Origin of the sequence: Fundidesulfovibrio magnetotacticus, from assembly GCF_013019105.1 — a bacterium.
GTDB classification, from domain to species: Bacteria; Desulfobacterota; Desulfovibrionia; order Desulfovibrionales; family Desulfovibrionaceae; genus Fundidesulfovibrio; species Fundidesulfovibrio magnetotacticus.
In genome coordinates, this window is record NZ_BLTE01000011.1 from 52,822 (window position 1) to 71,306 (window position 18,485).

Here is an 18,485-nt window from a genome sequence, read left to right on the forward strand (position 1 = left end):
AGTAATAGGAGCGCAGACCCTTGTCCATCGCAAGTCTCAACCGGCCAGGGCGATCTTGAGCCCGATGCCCAGCAGGGTGACGCCGCCCAGCACCTCGGCCCAGCGGCTGAGGGCGGCCACGCGTCCGGCCATGCAGCCGATCTTCACGCCCAGGGCCGTGATGACGAAGCAGACCACGCCGATCACCACGGCGGGGAACCACACAGACTGGCCCAGCACCGAGAAGGAGAGGCCCACGGCCATGGCGTCGATGCTGGTGGCCACGGCGAGCACGAAAAGCTGCATGCCCCGGGTGGGGTCCTTGGGGGGGCAGGAGTCGTCCTCCTCGCCGCCTTTCACGCCTTCCCAGATCATCTTGCCGCCCACGAAGGCCAGCAGGGCGAAGGCGGTCCAGCCCGCGTAGGCGTGGATGAAGTCGCGCACGGCGAGGCCCAGGACCCAGCCCGCCACGGGCATGAGGGCCTGGAAGAGTCCGAAGGCGAAGGCCATGCGCAGAAGCTGGGCGGCCTGGGCCTGGCGCAGGCAGATGCCGGTGGCCAGGGCCACGGCGAAGGCGTCCATGGCCAGGGCCACGGCGATGGCGAAGAGCGTCGCGAAGGGCATGATGGTCCATCCTTGGGCAGAACTGCCGGGGCGCGCAGGATGCCAAAGAGGCGGCCGGCGGTCCAGGGAAATCGGCCCGCCGCTTTGGCATCCTGTGCGCCCCGGCACGCTGTTCGTCGTCTTCAAGCCTGCCCCGGTCCTCTCCTCAGGACGGCTGGACGGACCGATTTGAAGACGATTCGTTCAGCCGCCCTGAGGAGAGGACCGGGACAGGCGACGTGGTCGTGGCCGGGGAAGCCCGCGAAGCAACTGCCGGGTCCAGGGGGGAGCCCCCCCCGGCGGGAGAGTCCAGAGAGGGCAGCGCCCTCTCTGGCCGCCGGAGGCCTCCCCTACGACCGGGGCATCGCCCCCCCCCCCTCGACAACGAAACGGCCGGTCGCTTTCGCGTCCGGCCGCCGTGTCGTATCCAGTTCACGCCCGGTCTAGGCGACTGTGACATCCTTGCAGAGGTACACGTCCTGGATGGCGTTCAAGAGCTTCACCCCCTCGGCCATGGGGCGCTGGAAGGCCTTGCGCCCGGAGATGAGCCCCATGCCGCCCGCGCGCTTGTTGATCACGGCGGTGCGCACGGCCTCGGCCAGGTCGGATTCGCCGCCGGAGGGGCCGCCGGAGTTGATGAGCCCCATGCGTCCCGCGTAGCAGTTGAGCACCTGGTAGCGGCAGAGGTCGATGGGGTGGTCGGTGGTCAGCTCGGAGTAGACCTTGGGGTTGGTCATGCCGAACTTGAGGGCGGTGTAGCCGCCGTTGTTCACGGGGAGCTTCTGCTTGATGATGTCGGCCTGGATGGTCACGCCCAGGTGGTTGGCCTGGCCGGTGAGGTCGGCGCTGGCGTGGTAGTCCACGCCGTCCTTCTTGAAGCCCGGGTTGCGCAGGTAGCACCAGAGCACGGTGGCCATGCCCAGCTGGTGGGCGCGCTCGAAGGCGCGGGAGACCTCCACGATCTGGCGGGAGGATTCGGGCGCGCCGAAGTAGACCGTTGCGCCCACGGCGCGGCAGCCCATGTTCCAAGCCTGCTCCACCTGGGCGAACATGATCTGGTCGTGCTTGGCGGGCAGGCTGAGCAGCTCGTTGTGGTTCAACTTGAGCAGGAAGGGGATCTTGTGGGCGTATTTGCGCGCCGCGGCCCCGAGCACGCCCAGGGTGGAGGCCACGGCGTTGCATCCGGCCTCCAGGGCCAGCTTCACGATGTTTTCGGGGTCGAAGTAGGCCGGGTTGGGCGCGAAGGAGGCCCCGGCCGAGTGCTCGATGCCCTGGTCCACGGGCAGGATGGAGAGGTAGCCCGTGTCTGCCAGGCGTCCGTTCCCGATGAGGGCCTGGAGGCTGCCCAGCACGGGGACGGGGCGGTCGGAGAGGGCGTAAAGGCGGTCCACGGCGTCGGGGCCGGGCAGGTGGAGGCTTTGCTTGGGCACGGTGGAGCAGGTGTGGTCCAGGAGCGTCCGGGCCTGGTCGCCCAGGAGTTTCTCGATGGCGTCGATCATGGCGTGTCTCCTCGGGGGAAGGGGTTCCAGCGAGTATAGCGCGGCCCGGGGGCGCGGGCAATGAAAGTCCGCGAGGGGGCGAAAAATTCAGGAGGCGCAGGCCGGGCAGACGCCTTCGAGGCGCACGTCCACGTGGACGACGCCGGGGAGGTCCACGCCGACCCGAACGGTCCCGGGCTCCAGGCAGAGCAGGCGGCGGCAGCGCAGGCAGTGGAAGTGGTGGTGTTCGGGGTGTCCGGGGCCTCCGGCGCAATAGCGCACGGAGCCGTCGCCCGCGTCGTGGCGCTGGATGAGCCCTGCGTGGTGCAGAGCCTCCAGACAGCGGTAGAGGGTCACCTTGTCCATGGGGGCTTCGCGGCGCAGGGCGGCCAGGAGGGCGGGCGGGGCCAGGGCCTCCTCGGCGTCGAGCACGGCCTGGAGCACGCGCAGCCGTCTGGGCGTGGCGCGCAGTTCGCTGGCCGCCAGGAGGCGGGCGGCGTCGCAGGCGGAGCACATCAGGTCCTGCTCCGGGAGAGGAGGAGGTCTGCGAAGAACCACAGCGAGGCCGCCGCGATGATGGAGGCCCCGCTGGAGAGGTCCAGCCAGTAGGAGAGGGCCAGCCCGGCCAGGCAGAAGAAGGCGCAGTAGAGGGCGGAGAGGATCATCATGGCGCCCAGGGAGCGGCAGCGCCTCTCGGCCAGGTAGGGGGGGATGGTGAGCAGGGCGATCACCAGAATGAGCCCCACCACGCGGATGATGAGCACGATGGAGGCGGCCGTCATGCAGAGCATGGCCGTGTGCAGCAGGCGCACGGGCACGCCGCGCAGCCCCGCGAACTCGGGATCGAAGCTCATGGCGGCGAAGCCCCGGTACCAGCAGGCGGTGGCGAGCGCCACCAGGGCGTCCAGGCAGGCCATGAGGAGCAGGTCCTCGGGGGGCACGGCCAGGATGGACCCGAAGAGGAAGCTCATGAGGTCCACGTTGTAGCCGCGCGAGAGGTCCACCAGGAGGATGCCGAAGGCCATGCCCGCCGCCCAGAGCACGCCCACCACGGTGTCGGCGCGCTCGCCGCGCCCGAAGGTGACCAGGGACATGAGCGCGGCCGCCGCCACCGAGAAGGCCACCGTGACCGGCAGCACCGGCAGCCCCAGGAAAAAGGCCAGGCCCACGCCGCCGTATGCCGCGTGGGAGATGCCCCCGGCCACGAAGACCACCCGGTTCACCACCACCAGCGTGCCGATGACGCCGCAGGCGATGCTGGCCAGGAGACCGGCCATGACGGCGCGCTGCATGAAGTCGTAGGAGAAGGCCTCGATCACGGACGACCTCCTTCCGGGGCGTCGGAGGGCGAGGAGGGCGAAGGGGCGATGCCGGCCGCGCAGGAGGGGCAGTGGTCGTGGGGGTGGGCGTGGGCCAGCAGCTCCACGGGGCAGCCGTGGGGGCCGCAGCGGTAGACGGCCTCGAACATGCTGCGGGTCAGCTCCGGGCGGGGGTGGAAGTGCACGGAGCCGTCCACGCAGGCCACGCAGGTGACGTGGCGCGAGATCACCGAAATGTCGTGGCTGACCAGCACCACGGTGAGGCTCTTGGCCAGCTCGCCCAGGAGCTCCTGGAGCGCGGAGCGACCGGAGGGGTCCACGCTGGCCGTGGGCTCGTCGAGCAGCAGCATCTCCGGGTCGCAGGCCAGGGCGCGGGCGATGAACACGCGCTGGCGCTGCCCGCCGGAAAGGTCGGCGAGGGGGCGCTTTGCCAGGTGGGCCACGCCGGTGCGCTCCAGGCAGGCCATGGCGGCGGCGCGGTCCTCGCGGCTCCAGAAGGGCCAGAGGCTTCGGGGGCCCAGGCGGCCCATGAGGGCCGTCTCCAGGACGCTCACGGGGAAGGCGCGGCCGCTGGCCGTGGTCTGGGGCATGTAGCCCACGCGCCGGGCGGCCTCCGAGGGAGGCAGGCCCAGCACGCGCACGGTCCCCGAGCGGGGCCGGGCCAGGCCCAGGAGCAGGCGCAGGAGGGTGGTCTTGCCGCCGCCGTTGGGGCCCAGCACGGCGAGGTATTCGCCCCGGGGGACGCGCAGGGTGGCGTCCCTCAGGGCGAGAGTCTCGCCGTAGGCGTAGCTTACGGCGTCGAGTTCCAGGGCGTAGCCGTTCATCGTTCTCCGGTCATTGCAGGGCTTCGCGCAGGGCCTTGGCCACGCGCAGGAGGTTCTGGTCCCAGTCGGGGGCCAGGTCGTCGGCGGTGACCAGCTTCGCGCCGAGGGCGTCGGCGATGGTCTGGGCGGTCCTGGCCGAGAACTGGGGCTGCACGAACACGGCGCGGGCCTTGTGCTCGCGGGCGTGCTCGATGAGTTCCTTGAGCTTGCGCGCCGAGGGCTCCTTGCCGCCGGACTCGATGGCCACCTCGCGCAGGCCGTGGTCCTTGGCGAAATACGCCCAGGCGGGGTGGAAAACAAGGAATTCCGAACCAGGGGGAACCTGGCCCAGTTCGGCGCGGAGCTTGGCGTCCAGGTCGCGGCAGAAGGCGCGGAAGGCCTCCAGGTTTGCGCGATAAGTCTGGGCGTTGGCGGGGTCCAGGCGTTCCAAGGCCAGGGCCACGTTGGCGGCCTGCACCTGGGCCAGGGCGGGGGAGGTCCAGGTGTGCGGGTCGGTTTCCAGATGATGTTGTTTTTCGTCCTGTTTGCCGTGCCCCTTCTTGCCGTGCCCGTGCTCGTGCTCTTCCAGGGGGAGCAGGTCCACGCCCTGGTTGGCCTGCACCACCTGGAGCGAGGGGTTGGACTGCGTGAGCTTGGGCAGCCAGACCTCCTCGAAATCCACGCCCTGGGCCACGTAGAGTCGGGCCTTGGCCACCTGGGCCATCTGGCCGGGCTTGGGCTCGAAGGTGTGGGCGTCGGCCCCGGAGCCGACCATCACGAAAACTTCGGCCAGAGGCCCGGCGATCTTCTCCACGATGAACTTCTGGGGCGCCACGCTCACCCCCACGGAAAGCGGGGCGGCCAGGGCGGGGACGGCGCAGAGCGCGAGGGCGAGAGCCAGCACGGCTGGACGGATCAGGATACGCATGGGGACCTCCGGACAGGTGATGGGGTCTACATGCAACCTGGTTGCATGTAGGTCAACGGGAAAAGCGCTTGACGAGTGACACGTCCTGCTGGAATGTAGCATAAAAATGGCGCTTGTGCCGAATCCTCCATGCTTCCGGGATGATCCGGGGGCGAAGGTGTCCACCATGCACATTTCCGAGGGGGTGCTCTCCGCGCCGGTGCTGGCGGGCGGGGCCGTGCTGGCCGTGGCGGCCACGGCCGTCGGCCTTCGCAAGCTCGACGGCGAGGACGCCGTGCGCGCGGGCGTGCTCGCGGCGGCCTTCTTCGCGGCGAGCCTGGTGCACCTGCCCATAGGGCCCGCGAGCATCCATCTGGTGCTCTCGGGGCTCATGGGGGCGCTCCTTGGCTGGGCGGCCTTCCCGGCCATCCTGGTGGGCCTGGCGCTCCAGGCGCTCATGTTCCAGTACGGGGGCGTCACGGTGCTGGGGGTGAACGCCGTGGTCATGGGCTTGCCCGCCGTGGCGGCGGGCCTGGCCGCGCGTCCGCTGCTCAGGCGCTCGGGGCCTGCGTTCGCCCTGGCGGCCTTCGGGTGCGGGGCGCTCGCCATCCTGGGCAGCCTCGCGCTGCTCTACCTGGCCCTGGTGCTCTCGGGCGACGCCCTGAGCGTCTTCGCGGGGATCTTCTTCTGGTCGCACCTGGCGCTCATGGGCGTGGAGGGAGCCATCACCCTGTTCATTCTCGGATTCCTGAAGCGCATGCGCCCGGAACTGCTCGCATGACCGGTCTGGACGCCCGCGTCCGGCTGGCCGGATGCCTGGCGCTCTCGGTGGCCGTGGCCGTGTGCCGGGGCTGGCCCGCCGCGTGGCTGGGACTGGCCCTGGGCGCGGCCTCCCTGTCTTTGGGGCCGCGCGGGTTCGCCCCGTTCGTCCGCCGCCTGTGCTTCGTGAACGTCTTCTTCCTGGGCGTCGCGGCCACCGCGCCGCTCTCCGTGCCGGGCGAGGCCCTGTTCCATGTGGGGCCGCTGGCCTTCTCGCGCGAGGGGCTCATGGCCGGGCTGCACATGGCCCTCAAGGGCAACGCGGTGTTCCTCATTTTCCGGGGGCTGGCCGCGCCCGTGCCCCCCGAGCGCCTGGGCCAGGCCCTCTCGGGCCTGGGCGTGCCGGACAGGCTCTGCCTGGTGCTGGCGCTGTGCACCCGCTACCTGGGGCTCATGCGCCTGGAGTGGGAGCGACTCTTCACCGCCGCCAGGCTGCGCGGGTTCGACCCCTCGGCCACGCTGCGCGCCTGGAAGATCTACGCCCTCATGCTGGCCCTGCTGCTCATGCGCGCCCTGGACCGCGCCCGTTGCGTGCATCAGGCCATGCTCTGCAGGGGCTTCGACGGCCGTTTCCGGGGCCTGGACCCCAAACCCCTCGGGGCCGCCGACCTGGCCCTGTGCCTGGCCTGCCTGGCTGGAACCGCCGGGGTGGCCTTCCTGGAGTACGCATGAACCTTCTGGAACTGCGCGGCGTGCACTGCGGCTATCAGGGCCGCCCGGTGCTTTCGGGGCTGGACCTCTCCCTGGCCCCGGGCGAGCGCCTGGGCCTTGCGGGCCACACCGGCAGCGGCAAGACCACGCTGCTCAAGGTGATCATGGGCCTCGTGCGCCCGGAGCAGGGGGACGTGCTCGTGGAGGGCGCGCCCCTGCATGCGGCCGGGGGGCTGCTCCAGGCCCGGCGCAGCCTGGGCTACCTCTTCCAGAACCCCGACGACCAGCTCTTCTGCCCCACGGTGCTTGAGGACGTGGCCTTCGGGCCGCTCAACCTGGGCGTGAAGCCCGCCGAGGCCCGGGACCTGGCCGTCGCCTGCCTGGAGCTGGTGGGTCTGGCAGGTTTCGAGGAGCGCCTGACCCACTGCCTCTCGGGCGGCGAGAAGCGCCTGGTCTCCCTGGCCGGGGTGCTGGCCATGCGTCCCAAGGCCCTGCTCCTGGACGAGCCGACCACCGGGCTCGACCCCGCAAGCAAGGACCGCGTGGCCGGGGTGCTCGAAGGGCTGGACCTGGCCCTGCTGGTGGTCTCCCACGAGTGGGACTTCCTGGCCCAGGTGGCCCGCCGCCACGTCCTTCTGGACCACGGCCACCTCCACCCGGCCCATGAGGCCCCCCACTTCCACCGCCACGTGCACCCCCTGGGCTCCATACCCCACGAGCACGCCTGAAAGGACAGTGGACGCAAGGCCCCCATCCGGGCCATAAAAGCCCCATGGAACCGCGCTATCGCGTGCTGCACGTGGCCAACTCCCTGGGCCTGGGGGGCACCGAGAAGGCCATGCAGCTCATGGCCTCCCACCTGGACCGGGAGCGTTTCGAGCCCTATGTCCACAGCCCCCTGGACGGGCCGCGCCGGGCGCTGCTCAGGGCTGCCGGGGTCCCCGTTTTCGCGGGGGGCGACCTGCTGGCCGTGCTGGAGCGCCTGAAGCCCCACGTGGTGCACCTGCACCGCGCGGGCTGGCCCGAGCCCGGCCCTCTCTCCGCCGTGAAGCGCTTCGGTCCCCGCGCTGTGGTGGAGACCAACGTCTTCGGCCGCTTCGATCCCACGCCGCTGGCCCGCACCATCCACCTGCACCTGCACATCTCCCGCTTCTGTCTGGAACGCGTGCTGGCCCATCACCCGGGGCAGGCCGATCCGGCGCGCCTGCGCGTGCTGCACTACCCCGTGGACACCGACCGCCTGGGCGAACTGGCCCCGGAGCGCGACTTCTCGCTGCCGACGGCGGCACGGCTCGCCCGGCCCGATCCCGGCAAGTGGTCGGCCCTGATCTGCCCGGCGCTCACGGCGCTCAAGAGCCTCGTGCCGGACTTCCGCTTCCTGGTGGTGGGGGCCGTGCCCGGCTTCGAGGACTTCGTGCGCGACCAGGGCCTCGCGGACAACGTGGAGCTCTGCCCGCCCGTGCTGGACGACGCCGAGATCGCCGCCTTCCTGGGCCGGGCCACCCAGCTGGCCCACGCCAACGACACGGGAGAGTCCTTCGGGCTGGCCATCGCCGAGGCCATGGCCTCGGGCCTGCCCGTGGTGACGCACCCCGCCGAGGGCCAGCGCGACAACGCCCAACTGGAGCTGGTGGACCACGGCGTCACCGGGCTGGTGGCCGCCACCGCCGAGGACTACGCCCAGGCCCAGGCCTGGCTCTGGCGCAACCCGGAGCGGGCGCGCGCCATGGGCCTGGCCGGGCGCGAGAAGGCCCGCCGGTTCTTCCGCGCCCAGGAGATCGGCCGCCAGCTGGGGGCGATCTACCTTGAACTCCTGGAGGGGGCGTGAGCGCGGCCTTCGAGGCCTACACCCGGGCCGTGCTCTCCTTCCGCCTGGGCGCGGGGAGCGGCGGCTACGCCACGGCCCCGGCCGGTCCCCAGGCCCTGGAGCCCGTGCTGCGCCGCGCGCGAGGAGCCCTTTGCTGCGCGCTCCTGGGCGTGGGGAGCGGAGCGTTCGCCCGGGACCTGGCCAGGGCGCTGCCCGAAGGGACGCAGTTCGTCGTGCTGGAGACCGACCCGGACCAGACCCTGGCCCACGGGTCCGGGCTGCCGCTCCTGGCCGACGCCTCCCCCGTGGCCCTGGCCTGGATGCTGCTGACGTGCGGCCTCACCCGGCCCGGGACCTTCCTGGTCCTGAATCCGGAAATCGCCGACGAGGGGGCCCGCGAGCGCCTGCGCACCGTGCAGCGCCTTCACGCGGCCTTCGAGCCCCTGGACCTGCCGGACCTTCCCCAGGCTTCCACGCCGCCCTCGCGGGCCGTCGTGGGCGGACGGTCCCTCCCCGGGCCGGACGCCCCGGGCGAGGGCTCCCGGCAGGGAGCATCCCAGGACGCCCCGGGCCGGGACCCGGCTGGTGGCAGGGGCCTGCGCCGCGCGCCCGCGCCGCTTACCTTGGCGGCCATCCTTCACCCGGATGAACCGGATCTGGCGGATTTCTTCTCCGCTCTGCCGTCCTGCGCGGACAGGGCCGTGTTTCTCTGGGACGCCCAGGCGGCCCCGGGGAGTCCTCCCCCCTGCCCCGTGCCCGCCCTGCATCTGGCGCACCCCCTCCAGGACGACTTCGCGGCCCAGCGCAATCGCCTGTTGGAGGCTTGCGGCCCCGGCTGGACGCTCTCCCTGGACGCCGACGAGCGCCTTACCCCCGGGTTGACGGCGCTTCTGCCCGCGCTCACGGCGCAGGGGACCTGCCGGTCCTTTGCCTTCGAGCGGCGCACCCTCTGTCCGCAGGGAGTGCGCGTGGGCTGGGGGCTCTGGCCCGATCTCCAGGTGCGCCTGTTCGTGAACGGCCCCGGGGTGCGCTACGTCCGCCCCGTGCACGAGCGCCTGGAAGGCCTGGATGGGCCTACGGGACTGGTGCTGGGCGCGGGCATCCGGCACCTCTCGGGGCTCCTCAAGGACGAGGCCCTGCTGGCGGCCAAGCATGCCCTCTTCGACCGCGCCGGGGGCCGGGGCGCGCTGCACCGGCTCAACAGGGAGTATCCGGCCCTGCCCGAAGCCTATTTCGCCGCGCTCCGGGAAGGCCCGGCGGCGGGTCTGTGGCCGGGACGGGTGGCTTTCGCGCCCCTTTGACGTTGCGTTGCGCGGCCAAGAGGGCTAAAGCTCTCAACAGGCCTTAAGGCCGAGAAAGGTCTCCGATGCGCATCGTCTGCCCTCAATGCGGCTACAGCCGGGATATCCCAGCCGACAAGGTTCCGGCTCGTTCCGCTATCGCCACCTGCCCCAAGTGCCAGTTCCGCTTCCGTTTCCGGGGGCGAGACAGCCTGCCCGCCGAGGAGCCCGCTCCCGAGGAGCCGGTGTATCCGCCGCGTCCCTCCAGGCCCCGCACGGACTGGAATCCCGGCCGCCCTGCCCCGGCCGCGCAATCCTTCGAGCCCAGCCAGAAACTCTACGGGGCCGAGCCCGAGCCCGCGCCCCCCGTCCAGCCCAGGCCCCAGGCCCGCTGGCTCCCGGACCCGGAGCCGGCTCCGGAGGCAGACCCCTACGACGCCCCGGCGCGCAGGCGGCCCGCGCAGCCAGAGGACGACGACTTCGCCCGGCCCCCCTTCGTTCCCGCCCGCGAGCCGGAGCCCGATCCCGAGCCCTGGCGCGCTCCGGCCGCGCCCGCTCCGCCCGCATCCCCGGCGCGCGCGTCCGTCCAGGCGCGCCGTCAGACGTTCGAGCCTGTCCCGCCTCCGGTCCAGGCGCCGAACGGCACGCGCATCTGGAGCCAGCCGCCCGGCGACGACGGCGAATTTCAGGCCCCTCCGGGCCATACCGGCCAGGACGTCCGGCCCCCGGCCGATCCCTGGGACATCCGCGGCAACGAGCCCTCCCAGGGGCGCTTCGTGCCCACGGACGATTTCGACGACGCCCCCGCGGCGCCTGCGGCGCGCCGCGCCCAGGTCCGGGTGGAGCGGACCCAGAATCAGGCATGGGCCAACGACCCCGACGCGCCGCTGCCGGAAGAGCAGCCCCAGGACGTGCAGCCTTCCGAGGCCGTGGCCGGGGAGGACTCCGTGCGCGACATCTGGGCCAGGCTGCAGGCCATGGGCGGCGAGACCCGGCCGCGCCAGTCCGGCGGCCCCGAGCAAGCCGAGGCCCCCGGGCACGGGCATCCCCCGGCGCGCCACGACGGCCCGGCCCCCTGGGAGACCCTGGAGCACCACGGCGTGGTCCCGGCCTACCTGAACACGGCCAAGGCCATCCTCGTGCGGCCGGGCGATTTCTTCGACCAGCTGCCCCCCATGGAGGGCGTGCTGCGCCCCCTGGTGTTCGCCCTGGTCACGTGCCTCGTGGCGGTGCTCGCGGGCGTGGTGTGGAACTCCTTCGGCCTTGGCCCCAACCTTTCGGAACTGGGCCGCACGGACGGCTTCCAGGGCCTGGGCAGGGGGCCGGTGGGCGGTCTGGCCATGCTGGGGCTCGCGCCCATCGTGCTGGCGGGTTTCGTCTACCTGGACGCGGGGCTCGGGCACCTGCTGCTGGGGCTTCTGCGCTCCGCCACGCGGCCCTTCGCGGAGACCTTCCGCACGCTGTGCTACGCCGGCGCTCCCTGGCTGCTCTCGCTCTTGCCGGTTCCGTATTCCTATCTTATTCCGGTTGTGTTGATCTGGCACATGACGCTGCAGGCCATCGGGCTCAAAAAGCTGCACCATGCGGGCTATCCGCAGGTGCTGGCTGCGGTGCTGGTGAAGTGGTCGCTCTATTTCATGGCCTCCTTTGCGTTTCTGCACGTGCTCATCACGCGCAGGTAGGAGGGCGGCATGTTTTCCTGGATCGTCAAGCGGTTCAAGAACCTGGTGTCCCTGCGCAGGCAGGCGCGCGACACGGCCCCGGCGGCCTTCCTGGACCTGTCGCGCGAAATGCGCGAGCTGGCCGAGATCGCGGCGCGCGTGTGGCCCGAGGAGCCTGCCTTCCAGGAGCGCGTGCGCGGCATCCGAGAGGAGATGGACCAGCTGGACCAGCTCACGGCCAAGCCCGAGTTCAGAATGTTGCCGCTCAAGAAGCGGCTGGAGTTGCGCGAGAGCCTGATTCACTCCAAGACGCAGCTCATGGACACCGTGTCCACCGCGCCGTCGCCCACTTCCAGGCCGCAATGATCCGGGTCCGGTTCTTGCTTTGCGACCTGGTAAAACACCCCGCGAGGCTTACGATGAAACGAATCGCCATGGTTCTGGCGCTGGCCGTCACCCTTTCGGCATGCGCCTACGAGCCGAAGATGGCGGAGCAGTCCGTGCTCTACGTGGACGTGCACGTGAAGCGCAACAATCCCAGCATCTTCGTCCAGCCCATGAACGCGCCCACGCGCCCCTTCAAAGCCGTGGTGCTGCCCTTCACCGTGCAGCAGGACGTGGTGAACGCCCGGCATCTCTCCAAGCAGCTCACGGAGGTGTTCACCAACACCTGGCTGGAGGATAAGGTGTTCCCAGCCCTGTTCTACGAGCCCTCGCAGGAGATGCTCTCCAACGAGCAGGCCATCCTGGTGGCGCGCGACAGGGGGGCCGACTGCGTGGTCACGGGGCGCATCGCCTACATCTACGCGGGCGGCACGCGGGCGGAGTCGGCGGTGTCGATCTCCTTCGAGATCTTCGACGTGAACTCCGGGCAACGCATCTGGTCCATGGCCCAGTCCGGACGCATGGACCCGGGCCGCAGCGCGGACTACATCTTCTTCAAGCGCGAGTCGCGCCTGCCCCAGGACCCTTTGTGGTCCATCATGACCGCCATTGCCCACGACACGGGCGGCCCCATCAAGAAGTGGAACGGCGGCATGCAGTTCCAGGTGTCGGGCGCCACGCTGGCCCCGGTGTCCGTACCCGTGGAGCACGCGCCCCCGCCGCCGCCCAAGCAGCCGCTGCAGAGCTCCAACCTGGTCAACTAGCCCAGGAGCGCCCGCCCGGACCCATCCCGGCGGGCGCTTCCCGTTTGGGCGCGCCTGTCTGGCGCGCCATGGAGCCCTGGCCCGCGCGCAGAAGCAGGGAACCGTGGCGCGACACGGCGGCGGCCCGCTTCACGGCGGGCCCGTCCCTTGCCTGGGCCATTTCAGGCAAGGATGGGCGTCAGCCACTGCGTCTTGCGAGCGACGCCCGCGGGGCCTGGGTGTTGCGGGTGGAGTCGGAACCCTTCAGCTCAGGGCAAGGTTGATGCAACTGCCGTCCGCGGACGACAGTTGCAGATGGCGCGAACTGGCGCGCATCCCGTTCACCAGCCAGGCCAGGCCGGGGTCTTCGTCCATGCTGGAATTCCAGATGAGATGGAGGTCCAGGGGTGGGATTTCCCAGGGCGCGTCCACCACGCGCGTTCCAGTGGCCTTGGCCAGGGTGGTGGCGATGAGCAGCGGCACGGTGGCCACCAGGCAGGTGCTGGCGGCGATCTGGGCCGAGGCGAAGAGGTGCGGCGAATAGGCCACCACCTGGCGCTCCAGTCCGTGGGGCAGGAGGTAATGTTCCACCAGGTTCGGCCCCTCGGCCGGGTGGTAGGTGCGCACGTGCTGGCAGGCGGCGTATTCGTGAAGCGTGAAGGCGTCGCCCGCATGAGGGTGGTTCGGCCCCACGAGGCAGACCAGCTTGCTCTGCAGCAGGTGCGCCCGGGAGAATCTTGCGGGCACCTGATTGAGCCAGAAGGCGGCGTCGAGCTCGTTTTTGTCGAGCAGGTCGAGCGTGTTGGCGTCCGCCTGGGTGATGATGACGCGCACCCTGTTGGAGGCCTCGCAGAGCCTTCCAGCGAATACAGGGATGTACAGCTGTGACTCGATTTCCGATGATGCTATGCAGAAGGTGCGGTCGCTGCATAGCGGATCGAATGCTTTATATTTTGTGATGGCTGCAAGCTCCGAAAGTTGTTTTTCAAGGGTGTGAAGCAGATGCCTGCCGAGCGGCGTTAGAACATAACCACCTGAACGTCCGCCGGAGTTGCGTTCAAGCAGGTTGTCCTCGAAGGAACGCCGCGCCTTGTCCAGCAGGCGGCTCATGGCAGGCTGGCTGATGCCGATCGTCCTGGCGGCGCGGGAAACATGCCTCTCTTTCAGTAGTATGAGCAGGTGGGGAAGGATGTTGAGGTCAAAGGAGAAAGCATTCGATTGCAGCATAGTTATCATGCCCTGTCTGTATTGGACTTATTGTCCAGCATTGTTTACATCCTGCGGGTAGATTCTGGCAAGTATATTGTCGTATGTTGTACCTAAGATGTGAATGCGGAGTTTCGGGTGTGTGATACAAGGTTCAGTATTGTGGCAAACGGGAAGGAAGAGTGTGTCTTTAATATAGTAGACAATGTAATCAAGTATTGTGGTTCGTGCGGGGAACACTCTCCGGCGCTTGCTGATGTTTGTTGCGGTCTTCACTCCGGATGTCGCAAGTGCAAATTGGTTGCAGCGCTCTGGCCCCTTTTCGGCGTGTTTGCATCATATATGTCGATAGATCGAATTTCATTTAAAGCTTTTCATACTTCAAGGTGTTCCGAGCAAGCCGATACTGCGCAGCGTATCGGCTTTGTCGTCTTCACTATCGCCATCGCATTTTCAGGATGCACTCACTTCAAGCATTTAAGGAATAATCTGAAGGTGTACAACATGCGGATCGATGTGGACATGCTTCATCACATGCTCGTCTCCTGCGTGCTCCAGAATAAAATAGGCCGCCGCGTTACACGGCGTGCTCTGCTCGCCGCTTGCGAAGACTACCTCGTCGGCGCAAGGAAAAGGCTGCGTTTCGCCGCCGACATCGCCCGGCAAATCCCCGGCAAGGACGCCCCGGTCAGCGCCCTCGCCGTCATGCACAGCCTGCTCGGCGTCGGCGGCGACACCCTCGCGCGGTACGTGGACTCCCTCTCGCCTTCCGCCTGATCCGCCGCCGCCCCCGCCCTCCGAAATGTGATCCAGGTCCTTTGCGCACCGGGGCGAAATCTGCTAGCACCGCCCCACCCCAAGCTCGAAAGGACATCACCATGATCGGCATCTCCAAGCTCTACTGCGGCACCGTGGAAGCCTCCGACGCCCTGCGCTACGGCCGCCATTCCGGCAAGCTGCCCTCCCACCTGCTCCAGTTCTCCAAGGACAAGAAGCCCGTGGTGGTCTGGAACATGACCCAGCGCTGCAACCTCAAGTGCGTCCACTGCTACGCCAAGGCCCTCGGGGAGGACGGCGGAGACCCCATCTCCACCGACCAGGCCAAGACCATGATCGACGACCTCGCCCAGTACGGCGCGCCCGTCATGCTCTTCTCCGGCGGCGAACCCCTCGTGCGCAAGGACCTCGTGGAACTGGCCCACCACGCCGTGGGGCGCGGCATGCGCGCCGTCATCTCCACCAACGGAACCCTCATCACCAAGGAAAAGGCCCGCGAACTCAAGGACGTCGGCCTCTCCTACGTGGGCATCTCCGTGGACGGCCTCGAAGAAGTCCACGACAAATTCCGCGCCGTGCCCGGCTCCTTCAAGAAGACCATCCAGGGCATCGAGAACTGCAAGGCCGAAGGCCTCAAGGTGGGCATGCGCTTCACCATCAACAAGCGCAACTGGCAGGAAATCCCCGGCCTCTTCGACCTCATCCGCGACCTCGAAGTGCCCCGCATCTGCTTCTACCACCTCGTCTACTCCGGGCGCGGCTCCGAACTCATCAAGGAAGACCTCGACCACGCCGAAACCCGCCAGGTGGTCGACCTCATCCTCGACAAGACCCGCGACCTCTTCCAGGCCGGACACGAGAAGGAAGTCCTCACCGTGGACAACCACGCCGACGGACCCTACATCTACTACCGACTCCTCAAGGAAGACCCCAAGCGCGCCGAAGAAGTCATGGAACTGCTCCAGTACAACGAGGGCAACAACTCCGGACGCGGCATCGGCTGCATCTCCTGGGACGGACAGGTCCACGCCGACCAGTTCTGGCGAATCCACACCTTCGGCAACGTTCTCGATCGCCCCTTCTCGCAAATCTGGGACGACCCGAACATCGAACTGCTCGCCAAATTGAAGGACAAAAAGAAGTACGTGGGCGGACGCTGCGCCACCTGCCGCTTCCTGAACATCTGCGGCGGCAACTTCCGCGCCCGCGCCGAAGCCTACTACGGCGACGTCTGGGCCCAGGACCCCGCCTGCTACCTCACCGACGCGGAAATCGCGAAGTAGTAGCACGGCGAGCGTTGCGGCGGGGTCGGGCGGCAGGGTGGTCGGAGAATATGCCTCCGGCGGCCAAAGGGCTACGCCCTCTGGACTCCCTCTCCGCTTCGCGGGCTTCACCGGGAAGGACTGTGTTGCCGGGACCGGCTAGAGCCTTGCGGCTGCGTCGCCTGTCGCGCGGGGATTCGCGCAAAGCCGCGAATCCCCGCGCGGGGGGCCGTGGCGCTTCGCGCCAGATGCTGGATGAAGATCTTTGGCTTGGGTTTTTTATTGAGATTCCTCGCGCATCGCCGCTTGCGGCGATGGCGGTCCGCCGGGATAAGCGCTGCTTTGAGCGCGTTCCCGGCGGGTGTCTGCTGCCGAGCCGCGCCCCTGTACCGCGTAGCCGGTGAAGCCCGCGAAGCAAATGCGGGGTCTGGGGGGGTCATCCCCCCAGCGGGTCCAGGGCGGCGCCCTCTCTGGCCGCCGGAGGCTTCTTTCCGCACGGCCATTTGCGCAGTGCCGGGGGGGGCGACGCAAAGCGCCGGCTTTCCGGCCGACCATCATCCTAGAGGAGAGCGACCACATGCCATCCATTGCCTATACCTACGATTTCCACCGTGGCCGCCGCCTGCGCCGCACGGCCGCCCTGCGCGACCTGGTGCGCGAGACGCGCCTTACGCGCGACGACCTGATCATGCCCTACTTCGTGGCCGAGACCGGCCCGGAGGACATGGTGAAGCCCATCGGGTCCATGCCGGGCCAGAACCAGCTGGGCATGAAGGCCTTTGTGGAGCGCGTGGCGCGGGCGGTGGATCTGGGCCTGAAGGCGTGCATCCTCTTCGGCATCCCCGCGCGCAAGGACCCGGCGGGCACGCAGGGCTACGCCGAGGACGGCGTGGTGCAGCGGGCGGTGCGCGCGCTCAAGGCGCGGTTCCCGGAGCTGGTGGTGGTGACGGACGTCTGCCTCTGCGAATACACCTCGCACGGCCATTGCGGGCTGCTGGACGACGACGGCCGGGTGCTCAACGACCCCACGCTGGAGCTTTTGGCGCGCACGGCCCTGTCGCACGCCCAGGCCGGGGCGGACATCGTGGCCCCCTCGGACATGATGGACGGCCGCGTGGCGGCGATCCGCTCGGTGCTGGACGGCGCGGGGTTCGAGGAGCTTCCGGTCATGTCGTATGCCGTAAAGTATGCATCCGCGTATTACGGTCCGTTCCGCGAGGCCGCAGAGAGCGCGCCCAAGTCCGGCGACCGCAAAAGCTACCAGATGGACCCGGGCAACTGGCGCGAGGGCCTGCGCGAGGCGGCCGCCGACGTGGCCGAGGGCGCGGACTTCCTGATGGTGAAGCCCGCCGGGCCTTACCTGGACGTGATCCGGCAGGTGCGCGACGCCTTCGACCTGCCCGTGGCCGCCTACCAGGTGAGCGGCGAGTACTCGATGATCAAGGCTGCGGCGCAGCTGGGCTGGATCGACGAGGAGCGGGTGGTGCTGGAATCGCTCATGGGCATCAAGCGGGCCGGGGCTGATTTGATCCTCACGTATTTCACCGAAGACGTGCTGGCGCGTCTGCAGGGGTAGGCACATGCAGGGGCATCCGAAGGGACATCCCGGGGGACTGGCGGGGGGCCATCCGGGGCAGGGGGGCCAGCTGGCCGGTTCGCCGGGGGCGGGTCACACGGGGCTGGGCCATCCGGGGGGCCATCCAGGGGGAGCGGCGGGCGGCAAGCCCAAGCTGCTGCCCAACGGCGCGCCGCCGGTACGCCTGGTGGCCTGGGAGATCACGCGGCGCTGCAACCTGGCCTGCAAGCACTGCCGGGCCGAGGCGCATTTCGAGCCCTACCCGGGCGAGCTGACCAACGCCCAGGCCAAGGCGCTCATCGACACCTTCCCCGAAGTGGGCGACCCCATCGTCATCTTCACCGGCGGCGAGCCCCTCATGCGCCCCGACTGGGACGACCTGGTGGCCTACGCCAACGCCAAGGGGCTGCGCTGCGTCATGGCCCCCAACGGCACGCTCATCACGGCCGAGAACGCCCGGCGCATGAAGGAGGTGGGCATCCAGCGCTGCTCCATCTCCATCGACGGCCCCGACGCGGCCACCCACGACGAGTTCCGGGGCCAGCAGGGGGCCTTCGCGGGGGCGTTGCAGGGCATCGAGCATTTGAAGGCCGCGGGGATCGAGTTCCAGATCAACTCCACGGTCACCAAAAACAACCTGCACAATTTCAAGAAGATCTTTGAACTCTGCGAGCGGCTGGGGGCCAGCGCCTGGCACATCTTCCTGCTGGTGCCCACGGGGCGCGGTTCCGAGATCGCCGCCCAGGTGATCTCGGCCCAGGAGTACGAGAAGGTGCTGGGCTGGTTCTACGACTTCCGCAAGACCACCTCCATGCAGCTCAAGGCCACCTGCGCGCCGCATTACTACCGGATCATGCGCCAGCGCGCCCGGGAGGAGGGCGTGAGCGTCACCCCGGACACCTTCGGGCTCGACGCCATGACGCGCGGCTGCCTGGGCGGCATCGGCTTCTGCTTCATCTCCCACGACGGCACGGTGCAGCCCTGCGGCTACCTGGACCTGGACTGCGGCAACGTGCTCAAGACGCCCTTCCCCGAGATATGGGCCAAAACCGAGTGGTTCCTGAAATTCCGCGACCAGAAGGCCTACAAGGGCAAGTGCGGCCCTTGCGAGTACCACAAGGTCTGCGGCGGCTGCCGCGCCCGCGCCTGGACCATGAAGGGCGACCCCATGGCCCCCGAGCCCCTGTGCACCTACGAGCCCAAACGCGGAGGCGGGGAGGGTTAGGCGGG

The 18,485-nt window shown here is 69.1% G+C and carries 19 protein-coding genes; 12 read left to right on the top strand and 7 right to left on the bottom strand.

All coding sequences use genetic code 11. The features are described from left to right. Positions 1 to 36 precede the first annotated feature (36 nt). The 6 genes from NNJEOMEG_RS12415 to NNJEOMEG_RS12440 form a co-directional block, all read right to left on the bottom strand. Positions 37 to 603: a manganese efflux pump MntP gene (locus NNJEOMEG_RS12415; protein ID WP_173084894.1), complete on the bottom strand. Its 567-nt coding sequence runs from the start codon at positions 601 to 603 to the stop codon at positions 37 to 39. A gap of 422 nt (positions 604 to 1,025) precedes the next feature. Next, entirely contained in the window at positions 1,026 to 2,081 is a 1,056-nt protein-coding gene (locus tag NNJEOMEG_RS12420) for a class I fructose-bisphosphate aldolase (RefSeq protein WP_173084896.1), read from the bottom strand. A gap of 87 nt (positions 2,082 to 2,168) precedes the next feature. Next, the gene (locus NNJEOMEG_RS12425; protein ID WP_173084898.1) at positions 2,169 to 2,576 is read right to left on the bottom strand and encodes a transcriptional repressor; all 408 of its coding nucleotides are present in this window, start codon (positions 2,574 to 2,576) and stop codon (positions 2,169 to 2,171) included. After that, positions 2,576 to 3,379, bottom strand: a complete 804-nt coding sequence (locus tag NNJEOMEG_RS12430; RefSeq protein ID WP_173084900.1) for a metal ABC transporter permease — start codon at positions 3,377 to 3,379, stop codon at positions 2,576 to 2,578. The genes NNJEOMEG_RS12425 and NNJEOMEG_RS12430 overlap by 1 nt, the downstream gene beginning before the upstream one ends. After that, positions 3,376 to 4,203 (bottom strand): metal ABC transporter ATP-binding protein, encoded by an 828-nt coding sequence (locus NNJEOMEG_RS12435; RefSeq protein ID WP_173084902.1) that lies wholly within the window; start codon positions 4,201 to 4,203, stop codon positions 3,376 to 3,378. The genes NNJEOMEG_RS12430 and NNJEOMEG_RS12435 overlap by 4 nt, the downstream gene beginning before the upstream one ends. Positions 4,204 to 4,213: 10 nt before the next feature. Continuing rightward, positions 4,214 to 5,110 carry a metal ABC transporter solute-binding protein, Zn/Mn family gene (locus NNJEOMEG_RS12440; protein WP_173084905.1) on the bottom strand — a complete coding sequence of 299 codons (897 nt, stop codon included), beginning with the start codon at positions 5,108 to 5,110 and terminating at the stop codon, positions 4,214 to 4,216. Positions 5,111 to 5,276: 166 nt separating this feature from the next. On the opposite strand from NNJEOMEG_RS12440, the gene cbiM reads away from it, so the two are divergent. From cbiM to NNJEOMEG_RS12480, 8 genes are all read left to right on the top strand, one after another. Further along, a complete protein-coding gene (gene cbiM / locus NNJEOMEG_RS12445) occupies positions 5,277 to 5,870 on the top strand; it encodes a cobalt transporter CbiM (protein WP_173084907.1) in 594 nt (197 codons plus the stop codon). After that, complete coding sequence (locus NNJEOMEG_RS12450; protein ID WP_173084909.1) at positions 5,867 to 6,580, top strand: energy-coupling factor transporter transmembrane component T family protein; 714 nt, start codon at positions 5,867 to 5,869, stop codon at positions 6,578 to 6,580. The genes cbiM and NNJEOMEG_RS12450 overlap by 4 nt, the downstream gene beginning before the upstream one ends. After that, complete coding sequence (locus NNJEOMEG_RS12455; protein ID WP_173084911.1) at positions 6,577 to 7,287, top strand: energy-coupling factor ABC transporter ATP-binding protein; 711 nt, start codon at positions 6,577 to 6,579, stop codon at positions 7,285 to 7,287. The genes NNJEOMEG_RS12450 and NNJEOMEG_RS12455 overlap by 4 nt, the downstream gene beginning before the upstream one ends. A 44-nt stretch (positions 7,288 to 7,331) precedes the next feature. Continuing rightward, entirely contained in the window at positions 7,332 to 8,387 is a 1,056-nt protein-coding gene (locus NNJEOMEG_RS12460; RefSeq protein ID WP_235956946.1) for a glycosyltransferase family 4 protein, read from the top strand. Then, the gene (locus NNJEOMEG_RS12465; protein ID WP_173084913.1) at positions 8,384 to 9,667 is read left to right on the top strand and encodes a glycosyltransferase family protein; all 1,284 of its coding nucleotides are present in this window, start codon (positions 8,384 to 8,386) and stop codon (positions 9,665 to 9,667) included. Before NNJEOMEG_RS12460 ends, NNJEOMEG_RS12465 begins: the two co-directional genes overlap by 4 nt. A 65-nt stretch (positions 9,668 to 9,732) precedes the next feature. Beyond that, on the top strand, positions 9,733 to 11,328 hold the full coding sequence (locus NNJEOMEG_RS12470) for a YIP1 family protein (RefSeq protein WP_173084915.1): 1,596 nt from the start codon (positions 9,733 to 9,735) through the stop codon (positions 11,326 to 11,328). A 9-nt stretch (positions 11,329 to 11,337) separates the two neighbouring features. Next, on the top strand, positions 11,338 to 11,673 hold the full coding sequence (locus NNJEOMEG_RS12475; RefSeq protein ID WP_173084917.1) for a hypothetical protein: 336 nt from the start codon (positions 11,338 to 11,340) through the stop codon (positions 11,671 to 11,673). 53 nt (positions 11,674 to 11,726) lie between these two features. Further along, the gene (locus NNJEOMEG_RS12480; protein ID WP_173084919.1) at positions 11,727 to 12,455 is read left to right on the top strand and encodes a hypothetical protein; all 729 of its coding nucleotides are present in this window, start codon (positions 11,727 to 11,729) and stop codon (positions 12,453 to 12,455) included. Between the two features lie 243 nt (positions 12,456 to 12,698). On the opposite strand, the gene NNJEOMEG_RS12485 is transcribed toward NNJEOMEG_RS12480, so the two are convergent. Next, complete coding sequence (locus NNJEOMEG_RS12485) at positions 12,699 to 13,670, bottom strand: LysR family transcriptional regulator (RefSeq protein ID WP_308464641.1); 972 nt, start codon at positions 13,668 to 13,670, stop codon at positions 12,699 to 12,701. A gap of 312 nt (positions 13,671 to 13,982) precedes the next feature. Here NNJEOMEG_RS12485 and NNJEOMEG_RS12490 point away from each other — a divergent pair, with 312 nt between their 5' ends. From NNJEOMEG_RS12490 to ahbD, 4 genes are all read left to right on the top strand, one after another. After that, a complete protein-coding gene (locus NNJEOMEG_RS12490; protein WP_173084923.1) occupies positions 13,983 to 14,417 on the top strand; it encodes a hypothetical protein in 435 nt (144 codons plus the stop codon). Between the two features lie 101 nt (positions 14,418 to 14,518). Beyond that, on the top strand, positions 14,519 to 15,700 hold the full coding sequence (ahbC, locus tag NNJEOMEG_RS12495) for a 12,18-didecarboxysiroheme deacetylase (RefSeq protein ID WP_173084925.1): 1,182 nt from the start codon (positions 14,519 to 14,521) through the stop codon (positions 15,698 to 15,700). Between the two features lie 556 nt (positions 15,701 to 16,256). Continuing rightward, positions 16,257 to 17,255, top strand: coding sequence for a porphobilinogen synthase (hemB, locus tag NNJEOMEG_RS12500; protein ID WP_173084927.1), 999 nt, complete (start codon positions 16,257 to 16,259; stop codon positions 17,253 to 17,255). Positions 17,256 to 17,259: 4 nt separating this feature from the next. After that, positions 17,260 to 18,480: a heme b synthase gene (gene ahbD / locus NNJEOMEG_RS12505; protein WP_173084929.1), complete on the top strand. Its 1,221-nt coding sequence runs from the start codon at positions 17,260 to 17,262 to the stop codon at positions 18,478 to 18,480. Positions 18,481 to 18,485: the final 5 nt, after the last annotated feature.